A 22,770-nucleotide genomic window follows, 5' to 3' on the forward strand; every position below is an offset into this window, starting at 1 on the left:
ACATCTGTGCTTTTAATTGTTTCTCAGTAGGCGTGATATGGTCCCGCCTTGAACAATGGTGGTAAAGCAAACAACCGCATAGGTGGCTATAAGAATGATATCTTTGTGGGGTATTTCCGGTAATGATAGAGTCAGTGCCACTGCTAGCCCACCACGCAAGCCCCCCCAGATGAGTATGCGTTTTGTTTTGGGCTCAAAGCTCTGAAAGTGGCTTAAGGCGTACATGGGCAGGTTAATGGTAATGATGCGGGTGATGAGTGCTAGGGAGATACTAGATAGGGCGATCATCAGAGACAAGCTGGTAAAGGGCATTAAGAATGCTTCGAAGCCTATAAGTAAATACAAAACCATATTGAGAATTTCTTCGAGAGACTCCCAGAAATAAGTGAGTGGTTTATAATCTTTAGGGCTTTTGCTGGTATGATGTGCCATCATCAAGCCACAGATGACAATAGCAATAGGGCCAGACATATGGATGGCATTGGTTAAGGTATATACCCCTGTAACAATAAATAGACTTATGAGGATATGGTTATGGGCATGATCAATTTCATGGGATATGAGTTGCTGGCATAAATATCCAGTAATGGTGCCAATAATAGCACCGCCAATAGCTTCATAAAAAAAGTGGGCAAGGACTGAGGATGTGGTTAACTGTTGGCTGCCGGATGAAAAAGCAAGTTCAGACAAGGCAAAAAAGATAACGATACCAACACCATCATTAAATAGCGACTCTCCAGCAATTTTGGCTTCAATATCAGGTGATATGTTGCTTTGTTTGACCAGCCCAACAACCGCAACGGGGTCTGTGGGAGAAATGAGTGCGCCGAATAAAAGAGCGTGCAGAAGAGGGATGCTTACCCCGATAGCATTCATGGCATAAAAGAACCCATAACCAATGATAAAGGTAGAACATATGGTTGATAAAGTCGCTAATGATAGTATGGTGAGTTGGTGTTTTTTGAAGTACTCAGCATTCATTGAAGTAGCCCCGGCAAATAACAAAATCGGAAGCATGGCATCTAAGAGAATGCTGCGGAAATTGGTGCTTTCAATAAATTGAGCGATATGGTCATATAAGGTAAAGTGGCCAACGATTGGCTCTAAAGCGTGCGCCGCGGTGACAACCAATAGTGATAGAGATAGTATGGCAATCGTGGGTTGAATGCGGAGAATGCGAGCAGCAAGATAACCCAGAAGTGTTGCGCCAGAGGTTAAGACCATGACAATTTGAAGTTCGTTCATTTGTAAACCGTAGATTCATTGATTCTTTATTCTATATGGTTAATAATGGAATTGATAGTACTATTGGAAAAGTGATGGCAAAAAGCGATGTGTATCCAGGGCTCTTGATTATGTTAGCAGCGGCCGCTGCATTATTGATGTGTAATTTAGGATATCAAGACCTGTATCATAATATTTGGGCGCAATATATTGAGCTGTCTTTGGGGCCATGGGCGGTCAAAAAACAATTGTTGCCATTAATTAATGAAGGTCTAATGGCCATATTTTTTTTGGTAGTGACCATTGAGATTCGTCATGAGTTTATGTTTGGCGTCTTGAATGATCGCCGGTATATTTGGTTACCACTGATCGCGGCCATTGGTGGTATGGTGTTTCCAGCAGCCATTTATTTGGGGTTGAATTGGGGAACCCCTTTGGCTGTTGGCTGGGCGATTCCCACCGCGACAGATATAGCATTTTCATTGGCATGTTTGATGTTGGTTGGGAAATCCTTGCCTGCGCACCTGCGTGTTTTTCTGTTATCTTTGGCTGTTATTGATGATTTAGGGGCGATTCTTATTATTGCGTTATATTATTCAGATAATTTGTCTATGATGATGCTTGGCGGGTTTGCGCTGGTGTCATTCGCTATGGCTGTATTGAATATGTTAAGGATTCGTTCACAGGTTTGGTATCTATTATGTGGTGTTATTGCATGGTTGTTCCTTCTTAAGTCAGGTGTTCATGCCACATTGACAGGCTGTGTCGTTGCACTATTTTTACCCATGTCAGATGACCAGGGGGCGCGGGTGAAGTCAATGTATAAAAAATTATTACCTTGGGTGAATTATGGCATTTTGCCATTGTTTGCCTTTGCGAATACTGGGGTTGTTTTGGCACAAGATGTGAATGTATTGAGCCCGATGTTTCATGGTATTATGGGTGGCTTGGTTATTGGGAAGCCTTTGGGGGTCTTGGCTTTTTCATATTTGGCAATTCGTACAGGTGTGGCCATATTGCCAGAGGGAGTGAGATACCGCCATATTGTTGGTGTGGGGCTATTGTGTGGTATTGGCTTTACGATGAGTTTATTTGTCGGTATGCTGGCTTTTGATGAGGCCCTGTCACCACTTTTAGGTACAGTTCGTATGGCTGTGTTGACCGCATCTTTGGTTGCAGGTGCCTCAGGTATGTTGTTTTTGAAAATTAGTTGTCGGGGAGAGGGTGTATGAGTATTCAGTGTCAAATGAGTGATGGGTCGCAGCAGTCACTTCAAGATTTGTGTCAAGGGTATGCAGCTGTTGTATTGTATTTTTATCCTAAAGATATGACGTCTGGTTGTACACTGCAGGCAGAGGCGCTTAGGGATGCTCAAGATTGGTTTAATGAGAGAAATATCCGCATTGTGGGTGTGTCACGTGACAGTGTGAAAAAGCATCAGCGGTTTGTTGAGAAATACCGGCTACCATTTGATTTGGTGGCTGATACTGATGAACAGTTGTGTCAGAAGTTCGGGGTGATGGCTGAAAAATCGATGTTTGGGAAACGTTACATGGGGATTGTGAGGTCAACATTTTTGTTGGATGCTAATGCTGAAATTTTACAAGAGTGGCGTCAGGTAAAAATTGATCAGCATCTGTCAGCTTTGCAGTCCTATATTGGTGAGATGAAGCATGAGTGAAGTTTCCCGTCATGATTTGTTAAAGCGTTGCGGACATTTGTGTTTATGGTTGAATGTGCTGCTGATGGGCGTAAAATTGTCAGTTGGGTATTTTTATGCTTCTAGAGCATTGTTTGCTGATGGTATTCACTCTTTGTTGGATGTGACGGCAGACATGTTTGTATTATATGCGGTATCAATGTCTGCTAAGCCAAAAGATGTACAGCATCCTTATGGTTACTCTCGTTATGAAACATTGGCAAACATTGTCATTGCAGTCATGTTGATCATGGCTGTTTACGCTATTATTTACGATGCTGTTCAAGGGTTTTATCAACCTAGCTTGGTGATGGATTTTAGGGTGGGAATTGTTGCAGGCATCTCCATTGTTTTGAATGAGGCCTCATACCGCTATGTGAGCTATTATGCGAAATTGCTCAGGTCTGATTTATTGATGTCAACCGCGGTACATCAGCGTGCAGATGCAGGTACATCGGTCATCGTATTGTTGGCGACTGCTGCCAGTTTTGCCGACTTGACGGGTGCAGATTTATTTGGCGCTATTGGGATTGCGCTGATGATTCTTTATTATGCGTTACCCTCGTTAATTAAAAGTATTAAAGAGTTATTGGATCAAGGTTTGGATACGGCGCGGCTTGCTGAAATTGAAACAATTATTAATGGGGTCCCAGGTGTGGTGGATCATCATTTTTTAAGGTCGCGCTTTATGGCTGAAAAGGGCTATGTTGATGTGCATGTGGTGGTTTCTCCCCGTATCAGTGTTTCTGAAGGTCATTATATTGGGGATGTGGTAAAAGAAACCTTGTTGAAGTGTCATGATATTGGTGATATTACCGTTCATATTGATGCAGAAGATGATCAGCATTATGGGGCAAAGCTTCCTGATCGCCTCACCATTCAAGAATGGGTTGATCGGTGTGAGCATATTGATAGTTTTCAGATCCACTACCTGAACGGAACAGTTGAATTAGACTTGGTAACGACTCAGGAAAGAGTCGTTGTTGCTGAAAAGCCTTTGTGGTTATCAGTATATCGACTGAATAAGGTTATAAAGTGTTGATTATGTTTGTTTTATGTGCAATATTGTAAAAAAATAATGAATACTATGAAAGAGACAATTGACTATATATCTATCTTGGGCCCAACGGCATCGGGTAAGAGTAGGCTGGCGCTAATGCTTGCCGATATGTTGCCTATTGAGATCATATCTGTGGACTCTGTCAGTGTTTATCAAGGGTTAGATATTGGATCTGCGAAGCCTACACGAATTGAACGCGGTAGTGTTCCCCATCACCTTATCGATATTTGTGATTTGAGTAGTATATATACTGCTGGGCAGTTTCTAGATGCAGCAAATAATCTTATTGTGGACATACAGTCTCGGGGGAAGTTGCCAGTATTTTGTGGTGGGACATTAATGTATATGAAAGCATTGCAGAAGAACTATCAAAATTTGCCGGTCATTGAGGGAGCAGTTGAAGAATCAGTGGCGTTACTTTATCAAACAGAGGGGGTGGCAGGAGTTTTTCAAGCTTTGGCTCAGGAAGATCCTGTTATGGCTGCGAAGCTACACCCGAATGACAGTCAGCGTTTGCAGCGCGCCCTTGCAGTTGTCCGTTCAACAGGGCGCTCGCTACAAGAATTTTGGAAAAGCCAAGGTGATAGCCGTTTTAAAGGGTTGGATTTTTTGTTGTTGGTAGAGGATAGGGCGCGGCACAAAGTCATCTTGGAGCAACGTATTGAGGGTATGCTGCAAGAGGGCTTTGAAGATGAGTGTCGTGGGCTTTTGAAACACTATGGGGCAGAGATTGTTACGCACCCAGCATTGAAAAGTATTGGGTATAGGGAAATGTTATTATATTGCAAGGGTGAGTGGTCACTCAGTGTGGCAAAAGAGAGGATGCTTGTGTCATCATCACAGTTTGTTAAACGGCAAATGACCTGGTTGAATCGTTGGGACAATGCTAGACAAATATCTTCATCCTTAGTGTATGATAATAAAGGTTTTATTGATCTAGCGCGAATGGTTGTTGAAACTGTGCAAAGATATAACTATACTCAAGGCAAATATTCACAGTAATGGTACTGTGGGAACCATAACAACATAGGAGTTGGAAATGTCATTACAAGCGGCAAAAGGGCACTCATTGCAAGATCCTTTTTTGAATGCACTGCGAAGGCAGCGCGTTCCGGTTTCTATCTATTTAACAAATGGAATAAAGCTTCAAGGTCAGGTTGCAGCTTTTGATCAATATGTGGTTTTGTTAAAAAACAATACCAAGCAGGTGGTCTTTAAGCATGCAATAGCAACTATTGTCCCTTCTCGAAACATTATTTATTCTGATGAATCAGGTAATATAGATGCTTCTCAAGGCAACAGTACTCATGCTATGGCTGAGCCAATGGATGACCCAATTGAGAATTATTAAGCTTGTGGCTCGCAGCTATCCATGGTAACATACAAGAGTTAACCAATTAGGATAGCTGAATGAGCCAGGTTACTAGTTACCATATGGATGATGACCCTTGGACAAGGAAGAGGCAAGAGTCTCCCCCTGATCTTGACAAGATATTGAAAGATATTTTTGGCGGTGGGAAGCGAGGTAAAAGTAAAAAGAAAAGTTTTTTCCCATTCTTGATGTTCATTGCTGTCTCTCTTTTTCTTGCTTCAGGTTTTTTTATTGTTAAGCCAGCTGAAAAAGCAGTGGTTGTGCGCTTGGGTAAAGTTCATCGTATTGTAGGTCCTGGGCCGAATTGGTCATTCCCATTTATTGAGGTTAGACAGGTTCTTGATGTTCAGAGAATCTATTCCTACAACTATAACGCAGAGATGCTAACCAGTGATGAGAGCTATGCTGATGTTGATGTTACCGTGTTCTATAGGATTGCGAGTCCTGAGGACTTTCTATTTAATGCTGTAAATCCAGTCGATGCTTTGGGCCAGGCGACAGCAAGCTCCCTTCGTCAGGTTGTGGGTAACACAACCTATGAATCTATTTCAACTGACGGTAGGGCAGAAGCACGGGATAGCATTAAGGTTCATATTGAGAGAGTTATTAATGATTATGCATTAGGGCTTGAGATTACTGATACGAAGTTACAAGATGCCAAGATGCCAGACGCTGTGAAGCCTGCATTTGATGATGTGATTCAGGCGAGAGAAGACTTTGATCGATTTCAAATGGTGGCTGAGGCATATCGAAACACAGTGATACCAAAGGCTTCGGGTCAAAGAATGCGTATCCTCAATGAAGCAAATGCCGAATATGAAAAGCTTATCATGAATGCTCATGCAGAAGTCGCCAGCTTCTTGGCAGTATTGCCGGAATACCAGCGTTATCCAGACATTATTCGAAATAAGATGTTTGTCTCAACGATGCAAAATGTCTATGGAAAGACAAAGAAAGTGTTTTTATCAAACGAAGGCAGTTTAAACTTGCTTCCTTTGGGCAAGTTATTAGGACAAAGTGACGGGGAACAATATGGCTAGTTCGAATAGTAACAATCAAGTTTTCGTTTTGATGATTGCAGCAGTTGCAATATTGGCGCTATCTCAGTCTTTGTTTGTGGTCATGCCAATGCAAGCAGGGATGGTGGTTCATTTGGGGGATTTGAATACCAATGACGAAGGGCAGGTTAAGGTGTATGGTCCTGGGTTGCATGTCAAACTTCCTGTTATTGATCGATTGGTGCTTATTGATAAGCGTTTACAGTCATTTGATGTACCAACGGCTAGGGTTCTTACCCAGGATCAAAAGTCTATGAATGTTGATTACTATAGTAAGTGGCGTGTTGTAGATTTTGCACTATTTTATAAGAGAACAGGTGCAAATTATGCCCAAGCACAAGATATTTTGCTTCGAAAAATTTCAGATGCTTTACGGGCAGAGTTTGGACAGCGAAATCTCAGTGAGATTATTTCAGGAGATGAGCGTAATTTAATTATTGCTCGTATGCAGCAGAAAGCCAGTGAAAGTGCTGCAAATATTGGGGTCAAGGTACAAGATGTGCGTTTAAAGCGGGTGGATTATCCGCAAGAAGTCACGCTGTCTGTTTATGAGAGAATGCGTTCTAGTAGGAATCGTGATGCAAAGCGCTACCGGTCAGAAGGTATGGCTGAGTCTGAAAGAATTAAAGCAGAAGCGGATAAAGAGGCTGCTATTATTATTTCTCGTTCTCGTAAAGAGGCTGCAGAAAAAATAGCAGAAGGTCATAGTGAGGCGGCTAAAATATTCAATAATGCCTATAGCCGAGCACCTGAGTTTTATGAATTTTTTATAAAAATGCAGGGATATGAAAAGAGCATTAAAGATGGTGAGGTGATGTTGCTATCTCCTGGAAATGATCGTTTCTATTCTATCCTTGCAGACCGTTAGGTAGGTGATTCTATTTTTTGTGGCGTCTTAGATCGTAAATGTACTGAGTCTACCTTCTTTTGTTCCAGTTATGGTTCGTGCGCTTGCCAGGCCATCTCCTTTATAGTTATGGTGAACAATGACTGTGCAGGCATGTGTATTCTTGGTAATATCGGTAATGAGCTTGTAATATTGTGGGCATCTATCTGCGTGTACACCGCTAATTGTCTCATCAATCATAATGAAGTCATACATAGTTGGTTCTTTGCTTAGTTTATAAGCAAGCGTGAGTATGTAAAGTTGTTGTTTTTCGCCATCTGATCCCCAGCGATCTTCATGGCTATTAAATCGTGTGCTAAGTATGCTAATGAGGTTAGAGTTTAGTGCACTACCATTAAACATTTTCTCTAGTTGTTCTATGATGTATGTTTCAAGATCCGAGTGATCTTCGGGTGCAATGGAGAATGTGTTTGCTAAGCGAGTGAGGATAGTATCCTGGCTTGTTTCATCTTTGTTTGGGAGTAAGTAGGGTTTTGCGGTAATTATACTGGATTTGAAGCAGCCCATGGATGTTGATTCAAGGTCTCTTGGTAGCTTGTTTGCAAGATGCTGGCCAAAGAATAGACTTTTACCGACACCATTCTCAGCAGATAAGAGATATAGCTGCCCAGGTTTAAGGGGGGTGTTAAGTGAAAAATCCCTATTTAGTTTGCTGGTTTTATCGTTGTGGGTGCTTGTAATCGTGGTTCTTAAGTCATTAGGTTTTAATATTGCCGCTTTTTTCTTTCGGTTTGAGCTTCTGTACATTTTCTTGTCAGGTAGTGCCAAAGCGTAGCGTGTTAAGGATAGGTAGCTATGAGGCCAGTAGTAAACTGTCGTTACATAGAGTGTTACTATTGATAATACTTGGGGTAGAATGGTATGAGGTGTGTACGCAAGTGCAATAGTGTATAAGGAAAATATTAACAATTGGTAGCAGGATTGGATAAAGTGCTCGCTAATATCATAAGATATAGTACTTTCAGGCAGTGATTCTCTCCATAGTCTGGCAACAATGGATGCGTCACGTTGGTATTCGTTTTGGAGGTAAGGTAGGTAGTGCATAGCAAACTGTCTAATTTGAACGGACAGCTGTGTGGATACGGAGATAACAGCAAAGGCTTGTTCTGGCGAGAATACGCCGATGGATAAGAAGTAGATAAGGGACCCATATAGTAAAGCTGTTTCTAGTATTGCTCCAAGTGGTTTGATGATGTCCTGGGCGAGAACACTGATTAGATTACGCTTTAAGGAAATATTTTGAAGATCTTGGCTTTTTTCATCCAGCGTGTTTTTGATGGTGTCGTCTAGATTTAGGGCACGAATTTCATGTAAGTGAGACCAAAATCTTGAGTAATTTTCACGAAATGCGCTTATAAAATTATAGTGTCTGGATTGGTGTTTTGTTATTAGGGATTGTGACCACTGGTTGGTCAAATAGTGGAAGCAGTTGACGCTGGCGATAATAGCAATCATTTGATAAGGAATTGCTGTGAGGCTGAAAGCGTTGAACAGAATAATAGCTAAGTTTATACTGACTGATGCTAATGCTATCATATTTCTGACTAGATAGTGTATGGTATTATATAGATATTCTTGGTGATTGTTTGGAGATTGAGTGCTTTGAGGTTTGTTTAACCATTGCTGGTTGATGTGCTTTCGATACTTATGTGCAAATTTATCCCTGTCGTAGAGATATATCCAATGATTGATTGCTTCCGAGAGCAGTGAGACGGCTTTGATTAGTGCCCATTGCCCTAGGCAGACGGTGGCAAGTGCAAGGGCATTATTTTGGATGTGTAGTTCAAGTGCTCTAAATATCAGCCCCACTTTAGTGGCTGTTAAGAGAGTTGTGACAATAGATATTGTGAAGAAGGCGAAAAAGTATTTTAGTGAGCTGAAAAGGTCATACAGGGTAATGGGGGCTTCCTTTTCAATGACGCACTTTGCCATGAGGGAGATGCTTAACCAAAAAGAGTATAGAAGGGATTCGCTTGCTTTTTCAGCGCTTGGTAGGTCGTTCATGCTCTGCCTATGTTTTCTTTCTATCTTTAGTTTACCTGGCTTTATCTTGGGTGTCTACTTTTATTCACTATTCGGCCTTTGTGGTCCTGGTATGGGGTAGGACGATGCAGTGTCTTTCTGCATTGGCCATGCGGTTAGTTCACAGGTAGCGAGATGGTGAGTATTAAGCTTTTTTTATCAGGACTGGTTTGGAATGAGGGGCTAACTTCATAGGGTGACAAGGATTGAATGACCGCGTTTTTGATATCAGAAACACTGGGCTGTGCGCTAGGATCTTGTTTTCCGAGTGCTGCATTCAAACGGGATTTGGCACAGTTTGCGGATGATGCCGTTTTATTAAAGTTGAAGAAACGTTTGATGTTCATGTTGTTGCGGCCTCCTTTTTCTGAAAGGGGTTTAAGCGCTGAATGAAACTTTTTTTAGGCTGGCAAAATTTAAGAGAGATGTCAGACCCTAACAGACGGGCAACTGCATCTGCATAAGCGGTTCCTGCATCACTTGTGGTATTGAAAATGACGGGTGATCCTGTGTTCGACGCATCTAGAACGGCGGGCGATTCAGGTATAATGCCAAGGATTTTTACGGAGAGAATCTCACCAATATCGGTGTATTTCATCATTTCGCCTTTTTCGACACGGTCAGCATCATATCGGGTAATGAGTAAGTGTTCTGTGATAGACTGGTTATTGATGGCTTTGTCGGTTTTGCTGGCAATCATTCCAAGCATTCTATCCGAGTCTCGTATGGATGATATTTCAGGGTTGGTGACAATAATGGCTTCATCTGCAAAATGCATGGCAAGCTGTGCGCCTTTTTCAATGCCAGCAGGTGAATCACAGATAATAAAGTCAAAGCGTTCTTTCAATGCCTCAATGATTTTTTGCACACCTTCCAGGGTTAATGCGTCTTTATCGCGTGTTTGAGAGGCGGGTAGGATATAGAGTTTATCGGTTCGCTTGTCTTTAATGAGTGCTTGGTTTAGGTTAGCGTCACCCTGGATTACATTGATGATGTCATAAATAACACGGCGTTCACAGCCCATAACCAAGTCTAAGTTTCTAAGACCGACATCAAAGTCAATCACACAGGTGTTTTTGCCTTTTAAAGCCAATCCTGCACTAATTGCCGCTGCTGATGTGGTTTTTCCGACACCCCCTTTCCCTGAAGTGATAACAATGACTTTACTCATATTCATTCCATGAACCAATTATTGTATTATATGGTGTTTTGAAAAATTTGTCCATTCTTTATCATGAAGTAGCTAGGCACTGTTGTGGCTTTTAAGTCATCAGAGCGTAAGCTATAACCTGCGATTGAAATTAGCTCGGGATAGCCACTGTGGATATAAATTCGAGCGTTGTGATCCCCGGATATGCCAGCAAGTACTTTACCATTGGCTGAGCCAAAAATATAAATATTCCCTTCAGCGGCAATTTCTGCACCGGCATTGATATGGTTATGAATAACCAGGTTGCCTTGTTTAACATAGACCTGTTGGCCTGAGCGAACGGGAGTTTTGCGATAGGTAGTGCTGCTATTCAAAGTCGCTGGAGTCCCTTGGGTAGGGGTGTCAATCGTTGGGATTTTTAGAGCCTTACAGACCTCAAGGCTCAGTTGAGGGTTGCGGACAGCAAGTAGTATAAGGTTATATTGCCGCATTAAGCTACGAATACTTCTAAACCATGCAGGAGACTCCATGGTTTGGATATGTGTCATATCTAGGATGGCGTACTGGGTTGTGTTTTGGGGATTGGTGGTTGCAATGATGTTGGTTAGATAATCAGCTTGGGTTGATGTGATGCAAATGCGGATTGTGTGAACAACTTCCTGAGTGGCTTGAGCGCTTCGTGTCATAGGTTCTCTTTCGGTGAACTAGCTATAGAGTACAAATAAGTAGGATCATTCGTCAAGTATCTTGACTGTTTGTGAGAAATGGATTACAGTACGTCAGTATTCGGAGAGGTGGCTGAGTGGTCGAAAGCGGCGGTCTTGAAAACCGTTGAAGGGAAACCTTCCCAGGGTTCGAATCCCTGTCTCTCCGGTAATAAGATACAACAAATGGAGACTTACATGCCCTTATCCCCAATTCGTGTTGCTGTTGTTGATGATGAAGCACTGGTTCGGGCAGGGATAATCGCCATCTTAAGCCAGGTTGAAGGGATTGACGTCGTTGCAGAAGGTAATTCTGGTGAGGACGCCATTCAGATTTGTCGAGATCAAAAAGTCGATGTTCTTCTAATGGATATTAAAATGCCAGGAATCGGTGGTTATGGTGCTGTTAGGACATTATCAAGAATAAATACTGACGTTAGTATACTGATTATTTCAGTTCATGCGGATGATATGTACCCCACTCGATTGTTGCAAGCAGGCGCAAAAGGCTATATGACAAAAGCAGCGTCTAGGTCAGACATGGTCAGGGCGATACGTAGCATTTATCAGGGGCAGCATTATATCAGTCCAGAAATTGCCAATATGATTGCATTGAAGCAAATTGGTGATAAATCTGAAAACGTTTTTGAGCAGCTTTCGGAAAGAGAGCTTCAAGTATGCTTAAAGATTATATCAGGCAGAAAACCTCAAGATATTGCTGAAGAGTTCCATTTAAGTGCTAAAACGATTAATAGCTACCGTTATCGGGTTTTTGAGAAACTGGGCATTAGTAATGATGTTGAGCTAACGCATTTGGCTATCAAGCATGGCATTATTTCTTTGGTAGAGACAAGCGAATTGTGAGGTTTTCTGATTTAATACAGCATGTAGAGTCCAAGCCTGGCGTTTATCTCATGCGTTCTGAGACAGATGAATATCTCTATATTGGTAAAGCCAAAGACTTGAATAAAAGGCTGAAACAGTATTTTCAAGGCAAGAAGCATCCGCATCGGGTTAAGGTCATGTTGGAACAAGTGCATGATTTAAACGTGATGATTACAGAAAGTGAAGCGGATGCACTTATACTGGAAAATCGTCTAATTAAACAGCACCAGCCAATATTTAATATCTTGTTAAAAGATGATAAAAGTTTTCCCTACTTAAGGTTTTCTGAGCATGGTTTTCCAAGACTCGAGTTAACTCGTGCAAAAGGAAATGTTGATTCTGAGGTTTTATTTGGGCCGTATACCCATAAAAAAGAAGCGTCTATAGTATTGGATCAAATTCAAAGAAGTTTCCTCATTCGTAATTGTTCTGATCACTTTTTTAGAAATAGGGTAAGGCCCTGTTTGCAATATGAAATCAATCGTTGTTCTGCGCCGTGTGTGCAATATATTGATCAAAAAACATATCAAAAAGACGTGATTGCGGCAGAAAAAATGCTTAAGGGCGAGGTCGGTCAATCCCATGTAGTTTTAACCAAAAGAATGCATGGTTATGCTAAAAAACAAGATTTTGAAAAAGCGGCAGCATGTAGAGACTTATTGAGAACCATTGCAACGAAAAAGGAAGGAGGGGCATTTGAGCAGCATGTTTTCTTTGCGGAGAAGATTGGCTCAAGTATCATAGTGGTGAAAATTGATCGGATTGATGAGGCAACGTCTTCTGTTTATTGTGATGTTATTGATGCGGAGGGAAAATACTTAGAAGAAGATTGGATTTCGCAGTATGTATATCAATATTATCAAACTTTTTCGAAACCATCTCAGGTATTGTTGCCCATAGCGAATAAGCGTTTGTTAGAAAAAGCATTGGGAAGCGTTACTGTTAAAGACTTATGTCACCAGTCATACCAGCATCTTGTAAAGCTTGCAAAAGAGAATATCCAGGCGCATTTACAATCAAAGTCCTCAGAGCTGTTTCAATGGCCAATATTTTGGCAGCAATTAGAACATTATTTACAGCGGCCAATCTCTAAGATAGTGTGCTTAGACGTTAGTCACAATCAAGGCAGTTGCACTTATGCGGCTTTGGTACAATGTGGTGTTGATGGGATGGTTAAGAAGCAATATCGGTCATATAAAACCAATACAGGTGGAGACGACTATCTGGCGATGCAGCAAGCCTTGACGAAGGCTTTGTCCTCTAAGCGCATCGATGAAGACACCTTAGTGCTCATTGACGGGGGGAAAGGTCAGTTGTCATCTGCAGCAGTGGTTTTAGAAGCGCTAGGGTGTCCATTGACGTCTATTGCCAAAGGGCCAGCTCGAACATGGGGTAAAGAAACCTTTTATCGCTATGATAATGGTGTGCATGCGTTTAAGTGGCCAGCAGAGATGATTAAATATGTATTGCATATTCGTGATGAAGCACATCACTTTTCTGTGAAGCTACACCGACGTGCGTTACGTAAGTTAACTTTGCAATCCGTATTGGATCAAATTCCAGGTATTGGGCCAGAGAAAAAATCTCAGATATTGAGATATTTTGGTGGTTTAGAGCAGCTTCAATGTGCTAAACTAGAGGAATTGGTTCGAGTGCCAGGTGTTGGAGAAGCATTGGCCAAGAAAATTTACCAAACACTACAAGGTGGTTAACGTCAGTGATGTATATGAATCTTCCAAATTTCTTAACAATGATGCGGTTAGCAGCTGTTCCGTTGTTGGTTGTGATGTATTATGGCGTAGAGAGTACGATACCTGCAGTATTCATATTTATGTTAGCAGGGTTTACCGATTGGCTTGATGGGTATGCTGCACGTTTGTCTAATCAAGTAACGGCCTTAGGCGCTTTCCTTGATCCAGTGGCAGATAAACTGTTGGTTGTTACTGTCTTGTTTTTGGTGATGGGCAAGCACCGTGACCCATTACTGAGTGTGTTGGCTATAACATTGGTTTGCCGTGAGGTATTTATTTCTTCCTTAAGAGAGTGGCTTGCACATTCGGCATCAAAGTCTCGGCTTTCGGTATCCCTCGCAGCAAAATTAAAAACAGCATGCCAAATGGCTGCACTGACTATATTGTTGTATACACCAAGTGTTTACTCTTATTTAGGGTTGTTTGGAGTGGCATTATTAACCCTTTCAGTCGCATTATCGGTCTTTTCTGCAATAAATTATGTAAAAATTGCATGGCCGGCCTTGACTTTTTCTCCAAAGAAGGAATAATAAGTGTGTTGCGGGAATAGCTCAGTTGGTAGAGCACAACCTTGCCAAGGTTGGGGTCGCGAGTTCGAGTCTCGTTTCCCGCTAAAGTGTATGGCTGAGTGGCAGAGTGGTTATGCATCGGCCTGCAAAGCCGCGGACACCGGTTCGATTCCGGTCTCAGCCTTAAAAGTTTGCCCGGGTGGCGGAATTGGTAGACGCAAGGGACTTAAAATCCCTCGAAGTTTACTTCGTGCCGGTTCGAGTCCGGCCCTGGGCAATTGGTTTTCTCTATGATAAGTTGGTCGATTACTTGTTTTCTTGGCAGGAAGCTGTCGGCCTTGGCTTCTGAAAATCGTTTTATTGTTCTTTCAACTCGGTTGGCTATTTTAGGGATCGTGCTTGGGGTGTCAACATTGATTACGGTTCTAGCCGTCATGAGAGGTTTTGAAAATGAGATTCGTCAATCATTGGTGGGGCCTTTTGATCAGTTGCATGTCTTCGCTTTTAATGATTACTATCCAGATAGTTTGTATGAAGAAATCCAATCCTTGCCTCATGTGACAGCGGTTACGGGCTATGCAAAATCTTACGGATTGATCCGTTCATCTAAGCGTTATATTCCATTGGAGATATTGACTTTTGAATCCCCTGATGTTGCGCTAGATGTTCCTGATGTTGATTTGGGCGGTGTTTATTTGTCTAGCTCTGGGATGTATTTTTCTCAAGGGGATGAGGTGAATATCATTCTGCCACAAAAAGACCGTTTGCGACCTAAAGTCGTTTCGCCAAAATACTTGGGAGAGTATCAGCACTATGGCAAAGCATCAAAAGGGCTTATGACGGCCTTAGTGAGCTTCAAAACATATCAAGAAATGCATCGGGATACCATTTTGTCAGGTTTGGTTGTCACCGTGGATGATTTGTATGCGACTGCAGATGTAAAAGCGTATTTAATGGACCGTTATCATGGCCTTTACCAGGGTTTTGATTGGAAGGATAAGTATCAGCCTATGTTTTCAGCACTACGGATGCAACGGCTACTTATGGTGTTTATTTTGTCTATGATCACCTTAGTGGCGCTATTTAGTTTGGTCTCTGGGTTGGTGATGTTAACAGCAGATCGTCGGTGTGAAATCGCATTGCTTCGTACGATGGGGCTCTCTAGAGTAAAAATAGCAGGAGTCTTTATGATACAAGGTGGGCTGATTTCATTCATTGGGGTCATTATGGGTGTGATATTGGCCGTAGTCTTGTGCTACTTCGCACAAGATATCGCCAGTCTTTTAGAATCAGTACTGGGTTATGCTCTCATTGATGAGCGTATTTATGGAACATCAAAATTGCCCACAGCATTGGATGTTGAGCTCGCAATGAGTGTGGCAATTATTGCCTGGGTATCAGGCTTATTGGCATCGTTCTATCCATCTGTTCGTGCGTCTAAAGTTGAGCCGGCGGAGGTGCTGCGGTATGTCTAATATGATAGTGGCTCAAGGTATTGAGCAGTTTTATCAAGACGGCCACCAAGAGTATATGATTTTGTCGTCACTATCATTATCGATTCAAGAGTCCGAGCGAGTTGCTGTCATCGGCAGTTCAGGGTCCGGTAAAACAACCTTATTGCATATATTATCAGGATTGGCATCTCCCAAGAAAGGTACTGTTCAGTTGAAAGGACAGGATATCTCCCAGTTGTCTAAACGAGAGGTTGAACGGTTTCGTGCCAAGCATTTAGGATTTATGTTTCAACGGCAGCATTTTATTGCTGAGCTTACTGTGATACAGAATGTGGCACTGCCATTACAAATATTGGGGCAGGATAACCCTGAAGACCAGGCCTATGAGATGTTACAGTCCATACGCTTGCCTTCAGCACTATATCAAGCCAATCCCAATACGTTATCAGGCGGCGAACAAGCAAGAGCTGGCTTGGCCAGAGCGCTGGTACACCAGCCCAGTCTTTTGGTAGCGGATGAGCCCAGTTCTGCTTTGGACCATGTGTTAACTGAGGAGATTTTTTCTTATATCACTGATCTTTATGAGAAGCGACGGTTTGCAATTGTGATCGCAACCCATGACCATTCGTTACTGGATTATGTGGATTGCACGTATCATCTTAAAAATGGACAACTTGAGGAGCATCATCATGTTTGAATTAAGAGGAAGTATTGTACCTTTGGTCACTCCGCTAACACATCAGCGTGAGGTCGATTACCCAGCATTGGAGAAACTCTTGGCGTGGCATAATGATGCTTCGACACAGGGGCTCATTATTTTAGGGTCTACCGGTGAGGGCAATTTATTGACAGAGGAAGAGCGTGCTGAAGTTATTGATTTTGTCATTAATGCCTCAAATCATACGATGCCTGTTTGGGTTGGCGTGAATGATACCAACCCTGATAGGGTGCTAAAACTGATTCACCAAGCTGCGGATTTGGGTGCTGAGGGGGTTATGGTTCCAAGTCCTATGTATGTTAAGCCATCTCAAGCTGGTATTATTTCCTATTTCACCCATTTGGCTGATGCCAGCCCCATTGGTTTGATGATGTACAATGTGCCGTCAAGAACCGGATCAACCATTGATATTGAAACTGCTTGTATTTTATCCCATCATGAACAAATTATCGGGATTAAAGATTGTCAAATTTCGGTAGATGGGATGGCACAATATCAAAATGCAGCGCATCATTTTGAGGTATATTGTGGCAATGACCGTGATATGTTGGTATGTCTTGAAAATGGTGGCGCAGGGGTTATTTCGGTGATTGGCAACCTTCTACCAGAGTTGGTTAGGGCGTTGTATGAGTTATCAGTATTGGGGGTTCATCATAAGTCAGCCGCATTGGATTCAAGATGGCAGCAGTTAATCGGCGCTTTAGAAAGAATGTCAAACCCTGCTGCAATCAAATGGGCCATGTCTGAACGAGGTATTATATCGCCTTATACCCGTTTGCCATTGTCACCACTGAACTTTGAAGAAGAAGCGGTCATGACGGAAGCTTTAGAAGACTTGGCGCCATTATGGACCTTTAATCCAGATTATGATGTATCTTGATCATCTTTTGTTCTAATGGTAGATACAACGCCGTGGTGATCGGTGCTTCTGGATAGGGGTTATGTGGGTATGCCATAAGGGCTTTTCGGTAGCCGTCTAACTGAGATTGATAGCGAGATACCATATCAGAAGACGGATTGTTTGGGAACTTATAGTCGATGATGTACCAGTGCTCTTGATCAAAAAATACCCGATCAATGATCTGATGTTGTGACTCATGGCAAAGGTTGAATTCATTATGTTGCCAAACATGTTTATCTAGAATCCACTGGAAGTGAGCACAGTCTTTTTGGGCTTTTAGAATCTGGTTTGCTTGCTGTTTGACGATAATCACTTCTGCTGGTGAAAACCCTTGGCATGATACGTAGTAGTGCCATTTAAGGTCACGATTAGGGTGATCAATATGTTGAATGAAAAAGTGTAGCGCGCTACCTCGTTTGCTATCAAAGTTTTCAGCAGGAAGTAAAACAGGTGTTATGTTAGGTAATTGATGGTCCTGTGTTCTCACATAAGACAATGTTTGATGTGTTTGCTGATGTTCTATTTGGGTTTCCTGGCTATGGATGGGTAGCGAACCATGTTGTGCATACTGCCAAACGCTTTCAAGCCAGCTCTTGGGGTTGGGTTCATCTACCCAATGCCCTAATAGGTGTAACGTGGATTTGGCTCGGGTGCATGCGACATAGAATAATCGCATGCTTTCATACTGATCACGGGTTTTATTGAGTTGCTTGAAGTACTCAATATTCCTAGGATTGTCAGTGAATGTGGGTTGTATGATAGGATGTTGGCCATTCTCACAATAGAATAAGGGGCTTTTCCCTGGGGGTTTGCGTTTCTCTAAGTGTGGGATAATCACATGATGATACTCTAGGCCTTTTGATTTATGTGCGGTTAAGAGTTCCACTGTGGCGCCAATTTTGTGTTGACTGGTATATGATGACGCAAAGAAGTCTAAAATGGCTTGTCGGTGTAATGGTTGCTGTTCTGAAGAGAGTTTCGCTGCTGACTGAAACCAATGATCAATTGCGGCTTTTTGGTCGCTAGGGTATATGCTGGGACCCTGTAAGGCTTGCCAAATATTCCATACTTGAGCGACAGGCTCAGGTATCTGTTGTAAGGTGCTTTTTAAAATGCTTTGAAGCTTTTGTAAGTAGGGCTGTTCTGGGTTAGAGAGCTCAGCGTTTAAGATAGTCTCAAGGCTATCATTATTCTTGGGCAGTGATGCCAAACTGGCTATGCTTAAGCCACATAGAGGAGAGCGCAGTATGGTATGCCAGCTGAGTTGGTCATAGGGATCAACCAAGCCACTCAGCAAGGCGGTTAAATCTTGGATTGCGGATAGATTGATGGTGGGATAGATATCAATGGCATTAAATGCAATATTGGCATTTTCTAAAGTAGGGATAATGTGCTTAAGATGAGATCGTGCTTGTACCAAGATGGCAATACGCTCACCAGGGTGCTTTCGTTGTAAAGCCTGAATGATCTCTAAGCATCGTTGGGCTTGCGCACTGGGTTCGGTTGCAGTTTCTTGATAAAGGCTGATGCCATGGTGATCTGCTTGAGGTTGGGTTGGATGCGCTTGACTGTATTGAATGGCAGCCAAGAAAGGGGCGTTCTTTTTGGGGAAGATATGTTCAAACAAGTCATTAACTTGATGGATGATTTTTGTTGAGCTTCTAAAGTTACATTCCAGCGCAATAGGTGAGGGGTCTATGTGGTTGATGGCTTGTTGTTGTAGCTGCATGAACAGTTTCACATCTGCTTGTCGAAAACGATAAATGGATTGCATGGGATCCCCAACAGCAAACAATGTGCGGTGAGATGCTTTGGGCCATATGGCAGTCAGAGCATCTAACAGCTGGTACTGCGTTTGAGAGGTATCTTGGAATTCATCGATGAGGACATGGTGAATATTTTCTCGGCAAAAGTTTTGTAGTGACACATCGGTTTTCAATGCCTGTATTGCATCTTGTGATATTTGGGTAAAGTCACAGATGCTGTGCTCTATAAACAAAGCACTCAAGTCTCGATGCAGGGTATTGAGAACATGTGATAGATCGGTTAAAAACTTTTGATCTTCTAGAGGTTGTTCTATAGGCAAGTGGCGGATTTCATGGAGCTTGGTGAGTACGTCATCTGAAAGCGCTTCTTGTAGAATGCTGTGATGCTCTTTAAAGCTTTTTTGCAGAGCCTCAACGTCAGCATTGAGTCGTGATTTAGGGTAGATGCCTTGTTTTTTATTAAGAGACTTGCGTAGGCCACCAGATTTTGTTAACAGCATCTCGGCCAAATGGCATAAATTCTGTTGTACTTTTCCAGCGGGGTAGATGAGATCTTCTCCCAGTTGCTCCGCAATCTTGTGATGAATCGAAAATAGTGTATCGATGTGCTCTTGAAGCGGCTGGAGAAGCCTTTCTAAGTCAGTGACAGCTTGATTGATAATATGTTTGATGCCATGTTGGCATAGTTGTGCCAAATTTTGATCTTGTAGCGGTTCAAGCCATTGATCTCTGGTGGCCAACAAGCTAATCAGTAGGGTCTCTAACGTTTGGTACTGGCCATGGAACGCTTGTAGGAGCGCATGTTGAGCAGGGTGCCATATCTTTTTTTGGTAGTACTGATGAATCACGTATTGGTATAGGTATTGGCCATTCTGACTGATGTTCATCCTTTCAGGCTTTGATGTGTGCGCCAGAAGCCAAGCACAGTATGCATCAATGGTCATGATAGACAGTGCACTGGGGTTTTTGAGAATATGCCAGTTTTTTTCCTGATCACGAGATAGGACTTGTTGGGCAATCTCTTCAGTTGGGTTCTCTAAACATCCTATGAGGCGCTCATGCATCTCATGGGCCGCTTTTTTGGTAAAGGTAATGGCAATGACGTGTTGAGGTTTTTCAACATGCATCAAAAGGTTCAAAATCCGTCTGGTTAGTAGATAGGTTTTACCCGATCCTGCAGGAGCGCTCACAATCCAAGAGTGCATGGGATTCATGGCTTTTAAACGAATCTCTTGATCAATTGGAATCATGTATATACTCCTTGGTCATAAACACGACAAAAGCTCTTAAAGTCACATAGGTCACAAGCTTGGGTATTGACTGGCTTCACTGGGTAGATACCACTCATGTAATGATTTAGGCAATCTAATGCTTGTTGTTGCCAACGTTGTCGGAGCTCCAAATAGGTTTGAGTGTCAGCATGCCGAGCTTCTTGTCCTTTCTGCAAAGACTGTTCACATGCAAGATCCAATCCTTGCCATTGAACGTTTTGATGTAGAACCTTGCCATATGCAAGAATTGCAGGCTGTTCTGTGGTTAGCGCATACAGCGCCATTTGCGGATGGGTAAAATCAGGTTTAAAGGTATCAATAATATTGGCCTTACCAGTTTTGTAGTCAACCATCACCGTTTGTTGATTGACTTCGTCAATCCGGTCAATACGAATATTGATTTGGTAATCACCAATAGCCAATACTTTTTTGGTTTCAAGCGCTTTAATGAGGAATGGTTCACGGTTTTTGTCGGTTTCAATCCATGCTGTGATGGTTTGGTACATCTTGTCCTTTAGAATCTCTATTAAGGTAGGGTGTAGGGTATGCCGATGACGAGAGTGTGCCCATGCAGATAGGATATGGTCTTTAATTTGATCAGTAGGCAGTGTATGTAAGGCATCTTGGGAAGGGATGTCTTGATAGAGCATTTCCAAAACATCATGGACCAATGTGCCATAATGATGTGGTTGGATGTCATGACTACTGACTCTCTTGCGGTTGATTTTCAAACGATGCCGGCTAAAAGCTTTAAATGGACAGGTTGCATAGTCTTGAATCAAACTCACACCGCCTTTGAGCTCATCAGCTGCATGTAGCGTATCTTGCCAGAGGTTTAAGGTGATATTGTTTTTGGGTATAGAGAAATCTAAAGTTGCTGCGCTAATGCTTGTTGGTATAGCCAAAGCCTCACCACTGTCTCCGGTCAGTTGGTGGCTACAGATGAGTGTTTCAGGTAGATTGGCCAATGATAAATAATCGGTAGAGGATTGATGCTCTGGCGCAAAACCAGCAAGCTGTGATACGCTTCTCCATTTTTCCTCTGCTGCGCCTAGGACCCATAGTTGTTCAAAACGAGCGCCTAAGGCCTGTTCAGGCGTTAGAATATACACAGGCATGCTGCTTGGCAGAGTGAGGGTTTTGAACCGCTCATGCCATTGTTTGTAATCAAGCTTTACGTCTAAAAAACTGAGTGGGTAAAGCTTCTTGATCTGCTGCTCAACTGCTTGGCAGGTGTTTTGTCGTACGCGCCAAAATGCCAACTGGGTGCGTATATACCGATGGAAAGACTCAATTGATATTGGCTCAGAGCTATGTTTATCGCAGTCTCCTACCCAAGCAATGACAGTAGCGATCTCTCTAGCATGGTCAAATGGATGCTGCTCTAAGGGAAGTAGTCCCTTTATTGCAAACCCTTCAGGAAACTGTTGACTGTAGTATAAATGAGGAATGATTTGGTAGGGTAGTGTACTGTGTGGTGCAGTAATCGCCTTGATCCACTCAAGTGATGTGGCATCTGATGATGCGACACAGCGCTCAAGCCATGTCTCATAATGAGGGTTTAAGCAAACAATGGCACTGTTTGGGGTGGCTTTTTGCCACGCTAATGCACATTGAATCTCAGCTTCCACAGAGTCAAATGATTGCTGGTATGCTTGAGTATCAGGGGTTTCTAAGAGGTGTTCTTTGATATTAAAAAGCGCAAAGAATTGCTCAATATTGGGATTCATAACGGAGAACCCATAGTGTGATACTTCCGGATGTTCTATGGTCACGTCATATTTAATCAGGGTATCAATGATCGCATGGGGATGAACACATTGGTGTTGTTCAAGTTGCTGGAATAAATAGGAGGCAAGCCCAGCAATCCAGGCACTATTGGGGTGACTGGAAATGGTCAGATCATCGAGATGCAGTCGGTACTCTAGTAGATGACTGATATGCTGCTTGACCATAGACAATTGGGATATGTTCACTTTTTTCAGCAGATAATGATCGATGATGGTAGTATGGGCCGTCTCCCAAGGTGTTTGATGCAACAGAATGGTTAAATACTGGGATAGTAGCAATACCGGCCTGGATGGCACGATCTTCTCTAGATGGGTTTTACTGGATATATTGGGCACAATGATCATGTTTCATCATGCCATAGTAGTTACGATAAATACAGAAAAAGTAGGCTGCTTCACCACATCAGAATGGTTAATCAAAGCCTTGAGAGAAACCGGTGAATTTACGCTTTAGTGTATATGGTCGATACCAAATTGAAGTTTACTATTGATCGTTGATACCTGCGATAATCGCACCCTAAAGGGCATA

At 42.5% G+C, this 22,770-nt stretch carries 20 protein-coding genes and 4 tRNA genes; 17 read left to right on the plus strand and 7 right to left on the minus strand.

The genetic code is table 11. The features are described 5' to 3' along the window. Window positions 1-12 precede the first annotated feature (12 nt). Complete coding sequence (locus MKS91_RS04935) at window positions 13-1,245, minus strand: cation:proton antiporter (RefSeq protein ID WP_258569731.1); 1,233 nt, start codon at window positions 1,243-1,245, stop codon at window positions 13-15. A 35-nt stretch (window positions 1,246-1,280) separates the two neighbouring features. Between MKS91_RS04935 and nhaA the strand changes: the two genes are divergently transcribed. From nhaA to hflC, 7 genes are read left to right on the plus strand one after another with little or no spacing between them, the layout of a single operon-like run. Further along, a complete protein-coding gene (nhaA, locus tag MKS91_RS04940) occupies window positions 1,281-2,456 on the plus strand; it encodes a Na+/H+ antiporter NhaA (protein ID WP_258569732.1) in 1,176 nt (391 codons plus the stop codon). Continuing rightward, window positions 2,453-2,905 (plus strand): peroxiredoxin, encoded by a 453-nt coding sequence (locus tag MKS91_RS04945; protein ID WP_258569733.1) that lies wholly within the window; start codon window positions 2,453-2,455, stop codon window positions 2,903-2,905. Before nhaA ends, MKS91_RS04945 begins: the two co-directional genes overlap by 4 nt. Next, window positions 2,898-3,965, plus strand: coding sequence for a cation diffusion facilitator family transporter (locus tag MKS91_RS04950; protein ID WP_258569734.1), 1,068 nt, complete (start codon window positions 2,898-2,900; stop codon window positions 3,963-3,965). The genes MKS91_RS04945 and MKS91_RS04950 overlap by 8 nt, the downstream gene beginning before the upstream one ends. Window positions 3,966-4,010: 45 nt before the next feature. Then, entirely contained in the window at window positions 4,011-4,985 is a 975-nt protein-coding gene (gene miaA / locus MKS91_RS04955; RefSeq protein WP_258569735.1) for a tRNA (adenosine(37)-N6)-dimethylallyltransferase MiaA, read from the plus strand. Window positions 4,986-5,022: 37 nt separating this feature from the next. After that, on the plus strand, window positions 5,023-5,334 hold the full coding sequence (gene hfq, locus MKS91_RS04960; RefSeq protein ID WP_258569736.1) for an RNA chaperone Hfq: 312 nt from the start codon (window positions 5,023-5,025) through the stop codon (window positions 5,332-5,334). Between the two features lie 59 nt (window positions 5,335-5,393). Continuing rightward, complete coding sequence (gene hflK / locus MKS91_RS04965) at window positions 5,394-6,395, plus strand: FtsH protease activity modulator HflK (RefSeq protein ID WP_258569737.1); 1,002 nt, start codon at window positions 5,394-5,396, stop codon at window positions 6,393-6,395. Next, a complete protein-coding gene (gene hflC / locus MKS91_RS04970; protein ID WP_258569738.1) occupies window positions 6,388-7,281 on the plus strand; it encodes a protease modulator HflC in 894 nt (297 codons plus the stop codon). The genes hflK and hflC overlap by 8 nt, the downstream gene beginning before the upstream one ends. A 27-nt stretch (window positions 7,282-7,308) precedes the next feature. On the opposite strand, the gene MKS91_RS04975 is transcribed toward hflC, so the two are convergent. From MKS91_RS04975 to minC, 4 genes are all read right to left on the minus strand, one after another. Further along, the gene (locus MKS91_RS04975) at window positions 7,309-9,324 is read right to left on the minus strand and encodes a hypothetical protein (RefSeq protein ID WP_258569739.1); all 2,016 of its coding nucleotides are present in this window, start codon (window positions 9,322-9,324) and stop codon (window positions 7,309-7,311) included. 134 nt (window positions 9,325-9,458) lie between these two features. Further along, window positions 9,459-9,689, minus strand: coding sequence for a hypothetical protein (locus tag MKS91_RS04980; RefSeq protein ID WP_258569740.1), 231 nt, complete (start codon window positions 9,687-9,689; stop codon window positions 9,459-9,461). After that, window positions 9,686-10,513 (minus strand): septum site-determining protein MinD, encoded by an 828-nt coding sequence (minD, locus tag MKS91_RS04985; protein WP_258569741.1) that lies wholly within the window; start codon window positions 10,511-10,513, stop codon window positions 9,686-9,688. The genes MKS91_RS04980 and minD overlap by 4 nt, the downstream gene beginning before the upstream one ends. Before the next feature lie 26 nt (window positions 10,514-10,539). Further along, window positions 10,540-11,178 carry a septum site-determining protein MinC gene (gene minC, locus MKS91_RS04990; RefSeq protein WP_258569742.1) on the minus strand — a complete coding sequence of 213 codons (639 nt, stop codon included), beginning with the start codon at window positions 11,176-11,178 and terminating at the stop codon, window positions 10,540-10,542. Between the two features lie 102 nt (window positions 11,179-11,280). On the opposite strand from minC, the gene MKS91_RS04995 reads away from it, so the two are divergent. The 10 genes from MKS91_RS04995 to dapA all read left to right on the plus strand — a co-directional run bounded on the left by MKS91_RS04995 (window position 11,281) and on the right by dapA (window position 17,393). Then, a tRNA-Ser gene (locus MKS91_RS04995) sits at window positions 11,281-11,365 on the plus strand. A 29-nt stretch (window positions 11,366-11,394) separates the two neighbouring features. Next, window positions 11,395-12,060 carry a response regulator gene (locus MKS91_RS05000; protein WP_258569743.1) on the plus strand — a complete coding sequence of 222 codons (666 nt, stop codon included), beginning with the start codon at window positions 11,395-11,397 and terminating at the stop codon, window positions 12,058-12,060. Further along, a complete protein-coding gene (gene uvrC, locus MKS91_RS05005) occupies window positions 12,057-13,793 on the plus strand; it encodes an excinuclease ABC subunit UvrC (protein ID WP_258569744.1) in 1,737 nt (578 codons plus the stop codon). Before MKS91_RS05000 ends, uvrC begins: the two co-directional genes overlap by 4 nt. Window positions 13,794-13,801: 8 nt before the next feature. Next, window positions 13,802-14,362 (plus strand): CDP-diacylglycerol--glycerol-3-phosphate 3-phosphatidyltransferase, encoded by a 561-nt coding sequence (gene pgsA, locus MKS91_RS05010; RefSeq protein ID WP_258569789.1) that lies wholly within the window; start codon window positions 13,802-13,804, stop codon window positions 14,360-14,362. Window positions 14,363-14,372: 10 nt separating this feature from the next. After that, window positions 14,373-14,445: transfer RNA gene (locus MKS91_RS05015), tRNA-Gly, on the plus strand. 9 nt (window positions 14,446-14,454) lie between these two features. Continuing rightward, window positions 14,455-14,525, plus strand: a tRNA-Cys gene (locus MKS91_RS05020). A 9-nt stretch (window positions 14,526-14,534) separates the two neighbouring features. Continuing rightward, window positions 14,535-14,618, plus strand: a tRNA-Leu gene (locus MKS91_RS05025). A gap of 13 nt (window positions 14,619-14,631) precedes the next feature. Beyond that, window positions 14,632-15,816, plus strand: coding sequence for an FtsX-like permease family protein (locus MKS91_RS05030; RefSeq protein ID WP_258569745.1), 1,185 nt, complete (start codon window positions 14,632-14,634; stop codon window positions 15,814-15,816). Then, complete coding sequence (locus tag MKS91_RS05035; RefSeq protein WP_258569746.1) at window positions 15,809-16,492, plus strand: ABC transporter ATP-binding protein; 684 nt, start codon at window positions 15,809-15,811, stop codon at window positions 16,490-16,492. The genes MKS91_RS05030 and MKS91_RS05035 overlap by 8 nt, the downstream gene beginning before the upstream one ends. Next, window positions 16,485-17,393: a 4-hydroxy-tetrahydrodipicolinate synthase gene (gene dapA, locus MKS91_RS05040; RefSeq protein ID WP_258569747.1), complete on the plus strand. Its 909-nt coding sequence runs from the start codon at window positions 16,485-16,487 to the stop codon at window positions 17,391-17,393. Before MKS91_RS05035 ends, dapA begins: the two co-directional genes overlap by 8 nt. Here dapA and MKS91_RS05045 read toward each other — a convergent pair. Both MKS91_RS05045 and MKS91_RS05050 read right to left on the minus strand, forming a co-directional pair. After that, window positions 17,368-20,430, minus strand: a complete 3,063-nt coding sequence (locus MKS91_RS05045) for a UvrD-helicase domain-containing protein (RefSeq protein ID WP_258569748.1) — start codon at window positions 20,428-20,430, stop codon at window positions 17,368-17,370. The genes dapA and MKS91_RS05045 overlap by 26 nt on opposite strands. Further along, window positions 20,427-22,586 carry a PD-(D/E)XK nuclease family protein gene (locus MKS91_RS05050; RefSeq protein WP_258569749.1) on the minus strand — a complete coding sequence of 720 codons (2,160 nt, stop codon included), beginning with the start codon at window positions 22,584-22,586 and terminating at the stop codon, window positions 20,427-20,429. The genes MKS91_RS05045 and MKS91_RS05050 overlap by 4 nt, the downstream gene beginning before the upstream one ends. Between the last annotated feature and the right edge of the window lie 184 nt (window positions 22,587-22,770).

This window comes from Candidatus Synchoanobacter obligatus (assembly GCF_024259865.1).
Lineage (GTDB): Bacteria > Pseudomonadota > Gammaproteobacteria > Comchoanobacterales > Comchoanobacteraceae > Synchoanobacter > Synchoanobacter obligatus.

Excerpts from the sequence above, each read along its gene's own strand:
- MKS91_RS04950 (WP_258569734.1), top strand. The coding sequence starts at position 2,898 with ATGAGTGAAGTTTCCCGTCATGATTTGTTAAAGCGTTGCGGACATTTG.
- pgsA (WP_258569789.1), top strand. The coding sequence starts at position 13,802 with ATGTATATGAATCTTCCAAATTTCTTAACAATGATGCGGTTAGCAGCT.
- nhaA (WP_258569732.1), top strand. The coding sequence starts at position 1,281 with ATGGTTAATAATGGAATTGATAGTACTATTGGAAAAGTGATGGCAAAA.
- minD (WP_258569741.1), bottom strand. The coding sequence starts at position 10,513 with ATGAGTAAAGTCATTGTTATCACTTCAGGGAAAGGGGGTGTCGGAAAA.
- MKS91_RS05030 (WP_258569745.1), top strand. The coding sequence starts at position 14,632 with ATGATAAGTTGGTCGATTACTTGTTTTCTTGGCAGGAAGCTGTCGGCC.
- MKS91_RS05035 (WP_258569746.1), top strand. The coding sequence starts at position 15,809 with ATGTCTAATATGATAGTGGCTCAAGGTATTGAGCAGTTTTATCAAGAC.
- miaA (WP_258569735.1), top strand. The coding sequence starts at position 4,011 with ATGAAAGAGACAATTGACTATATATCTATCTTGGGCCCAACGGCATCG.
- MKS91_RS04935 (WP_258569731.1), bottom strand. The coding sequence starts at position 1,245 with ATGAACGAACTTCAAATTGTCATGGTCTTAACCTCTGGCGCAACACTT.
- MKS91_RS05050 (WP_258569749.1), bottom strand. The coding sequence starts at position 22,586 with ATGATCATTGTGCCCAATATATCCAGTAAAACCCATCTAGAGAAGATC.
- MKS91_RS05000 (WP_258569743.1), top strand. The coding sequence starts at position 11,395 with ATGCCCTTATCCCCAATTCGTGTTGCTGTTGTTGATGATGAAGCACTG.
- hflC (WP_258569738.1), top strand. The coding sequence starts at position 6,388 with ATGGCTAGTTCGAATAGTAACAATCAAGTTTTCGTTTTGATGATTGCA.
- MKS91_RS05045 (WP_258569748.1), bottom strand. The coding sequence starts at position 20,430 with ATGATTCCAATTGATCAAGAGATTCGTTTAAAAGCCATGAATCCCATG.
- hflK (WP_258569737.1), top strand. The coding sequence starts at position 5,394 with ATGAGCCAGGTTACTAGTTACCATATGGATGATGACCCTTGGACAAGG.
- dapA (WP_258569747.1), top strand. The coding sequence starts at position 16,485 with ATGTTTGAATTAAGAGGAAGTATTGTACCTTTGGTCACTCCGCTAACA.
- MKS91_RS04945 (WP_258569733.1), top strand. The coding sequence starts at position 2,453 with ATGAGTATTCAGTGTCAAATGAGTGATGGGTCGCAGCAGTCACTTCAA.
- MKS91_RS04980 (WP_258569740.1), bottom strand. The coding sequence starts at position 9,689 with ATGAACATCAAACGTTTCTTCAACTTTAATAAAACGGCATCATCCGCA.
- MKS91_RS04975 (WP_258569739.1), bottom strand. The coding sequence starts at position 9,324 with ATGAACGACCTACCAAGCGCTGAAAAAGCAAGCGAATCCCTTCTATAC.
- minC (WP_258569742.1), bottom strand. The coding sequence starts at position 11,178 with ATGACACGAAGCGCTCAAGCCACTCAGGAAGTTGTTCACACAATCCGC.
- hfq (WP_258569736.1), top strand. The coding sequence starts at position 5,023 with ATGTCATTACAAGCGGCAAAAGGGCACTCATTGCAAGATCCTTTTTTG.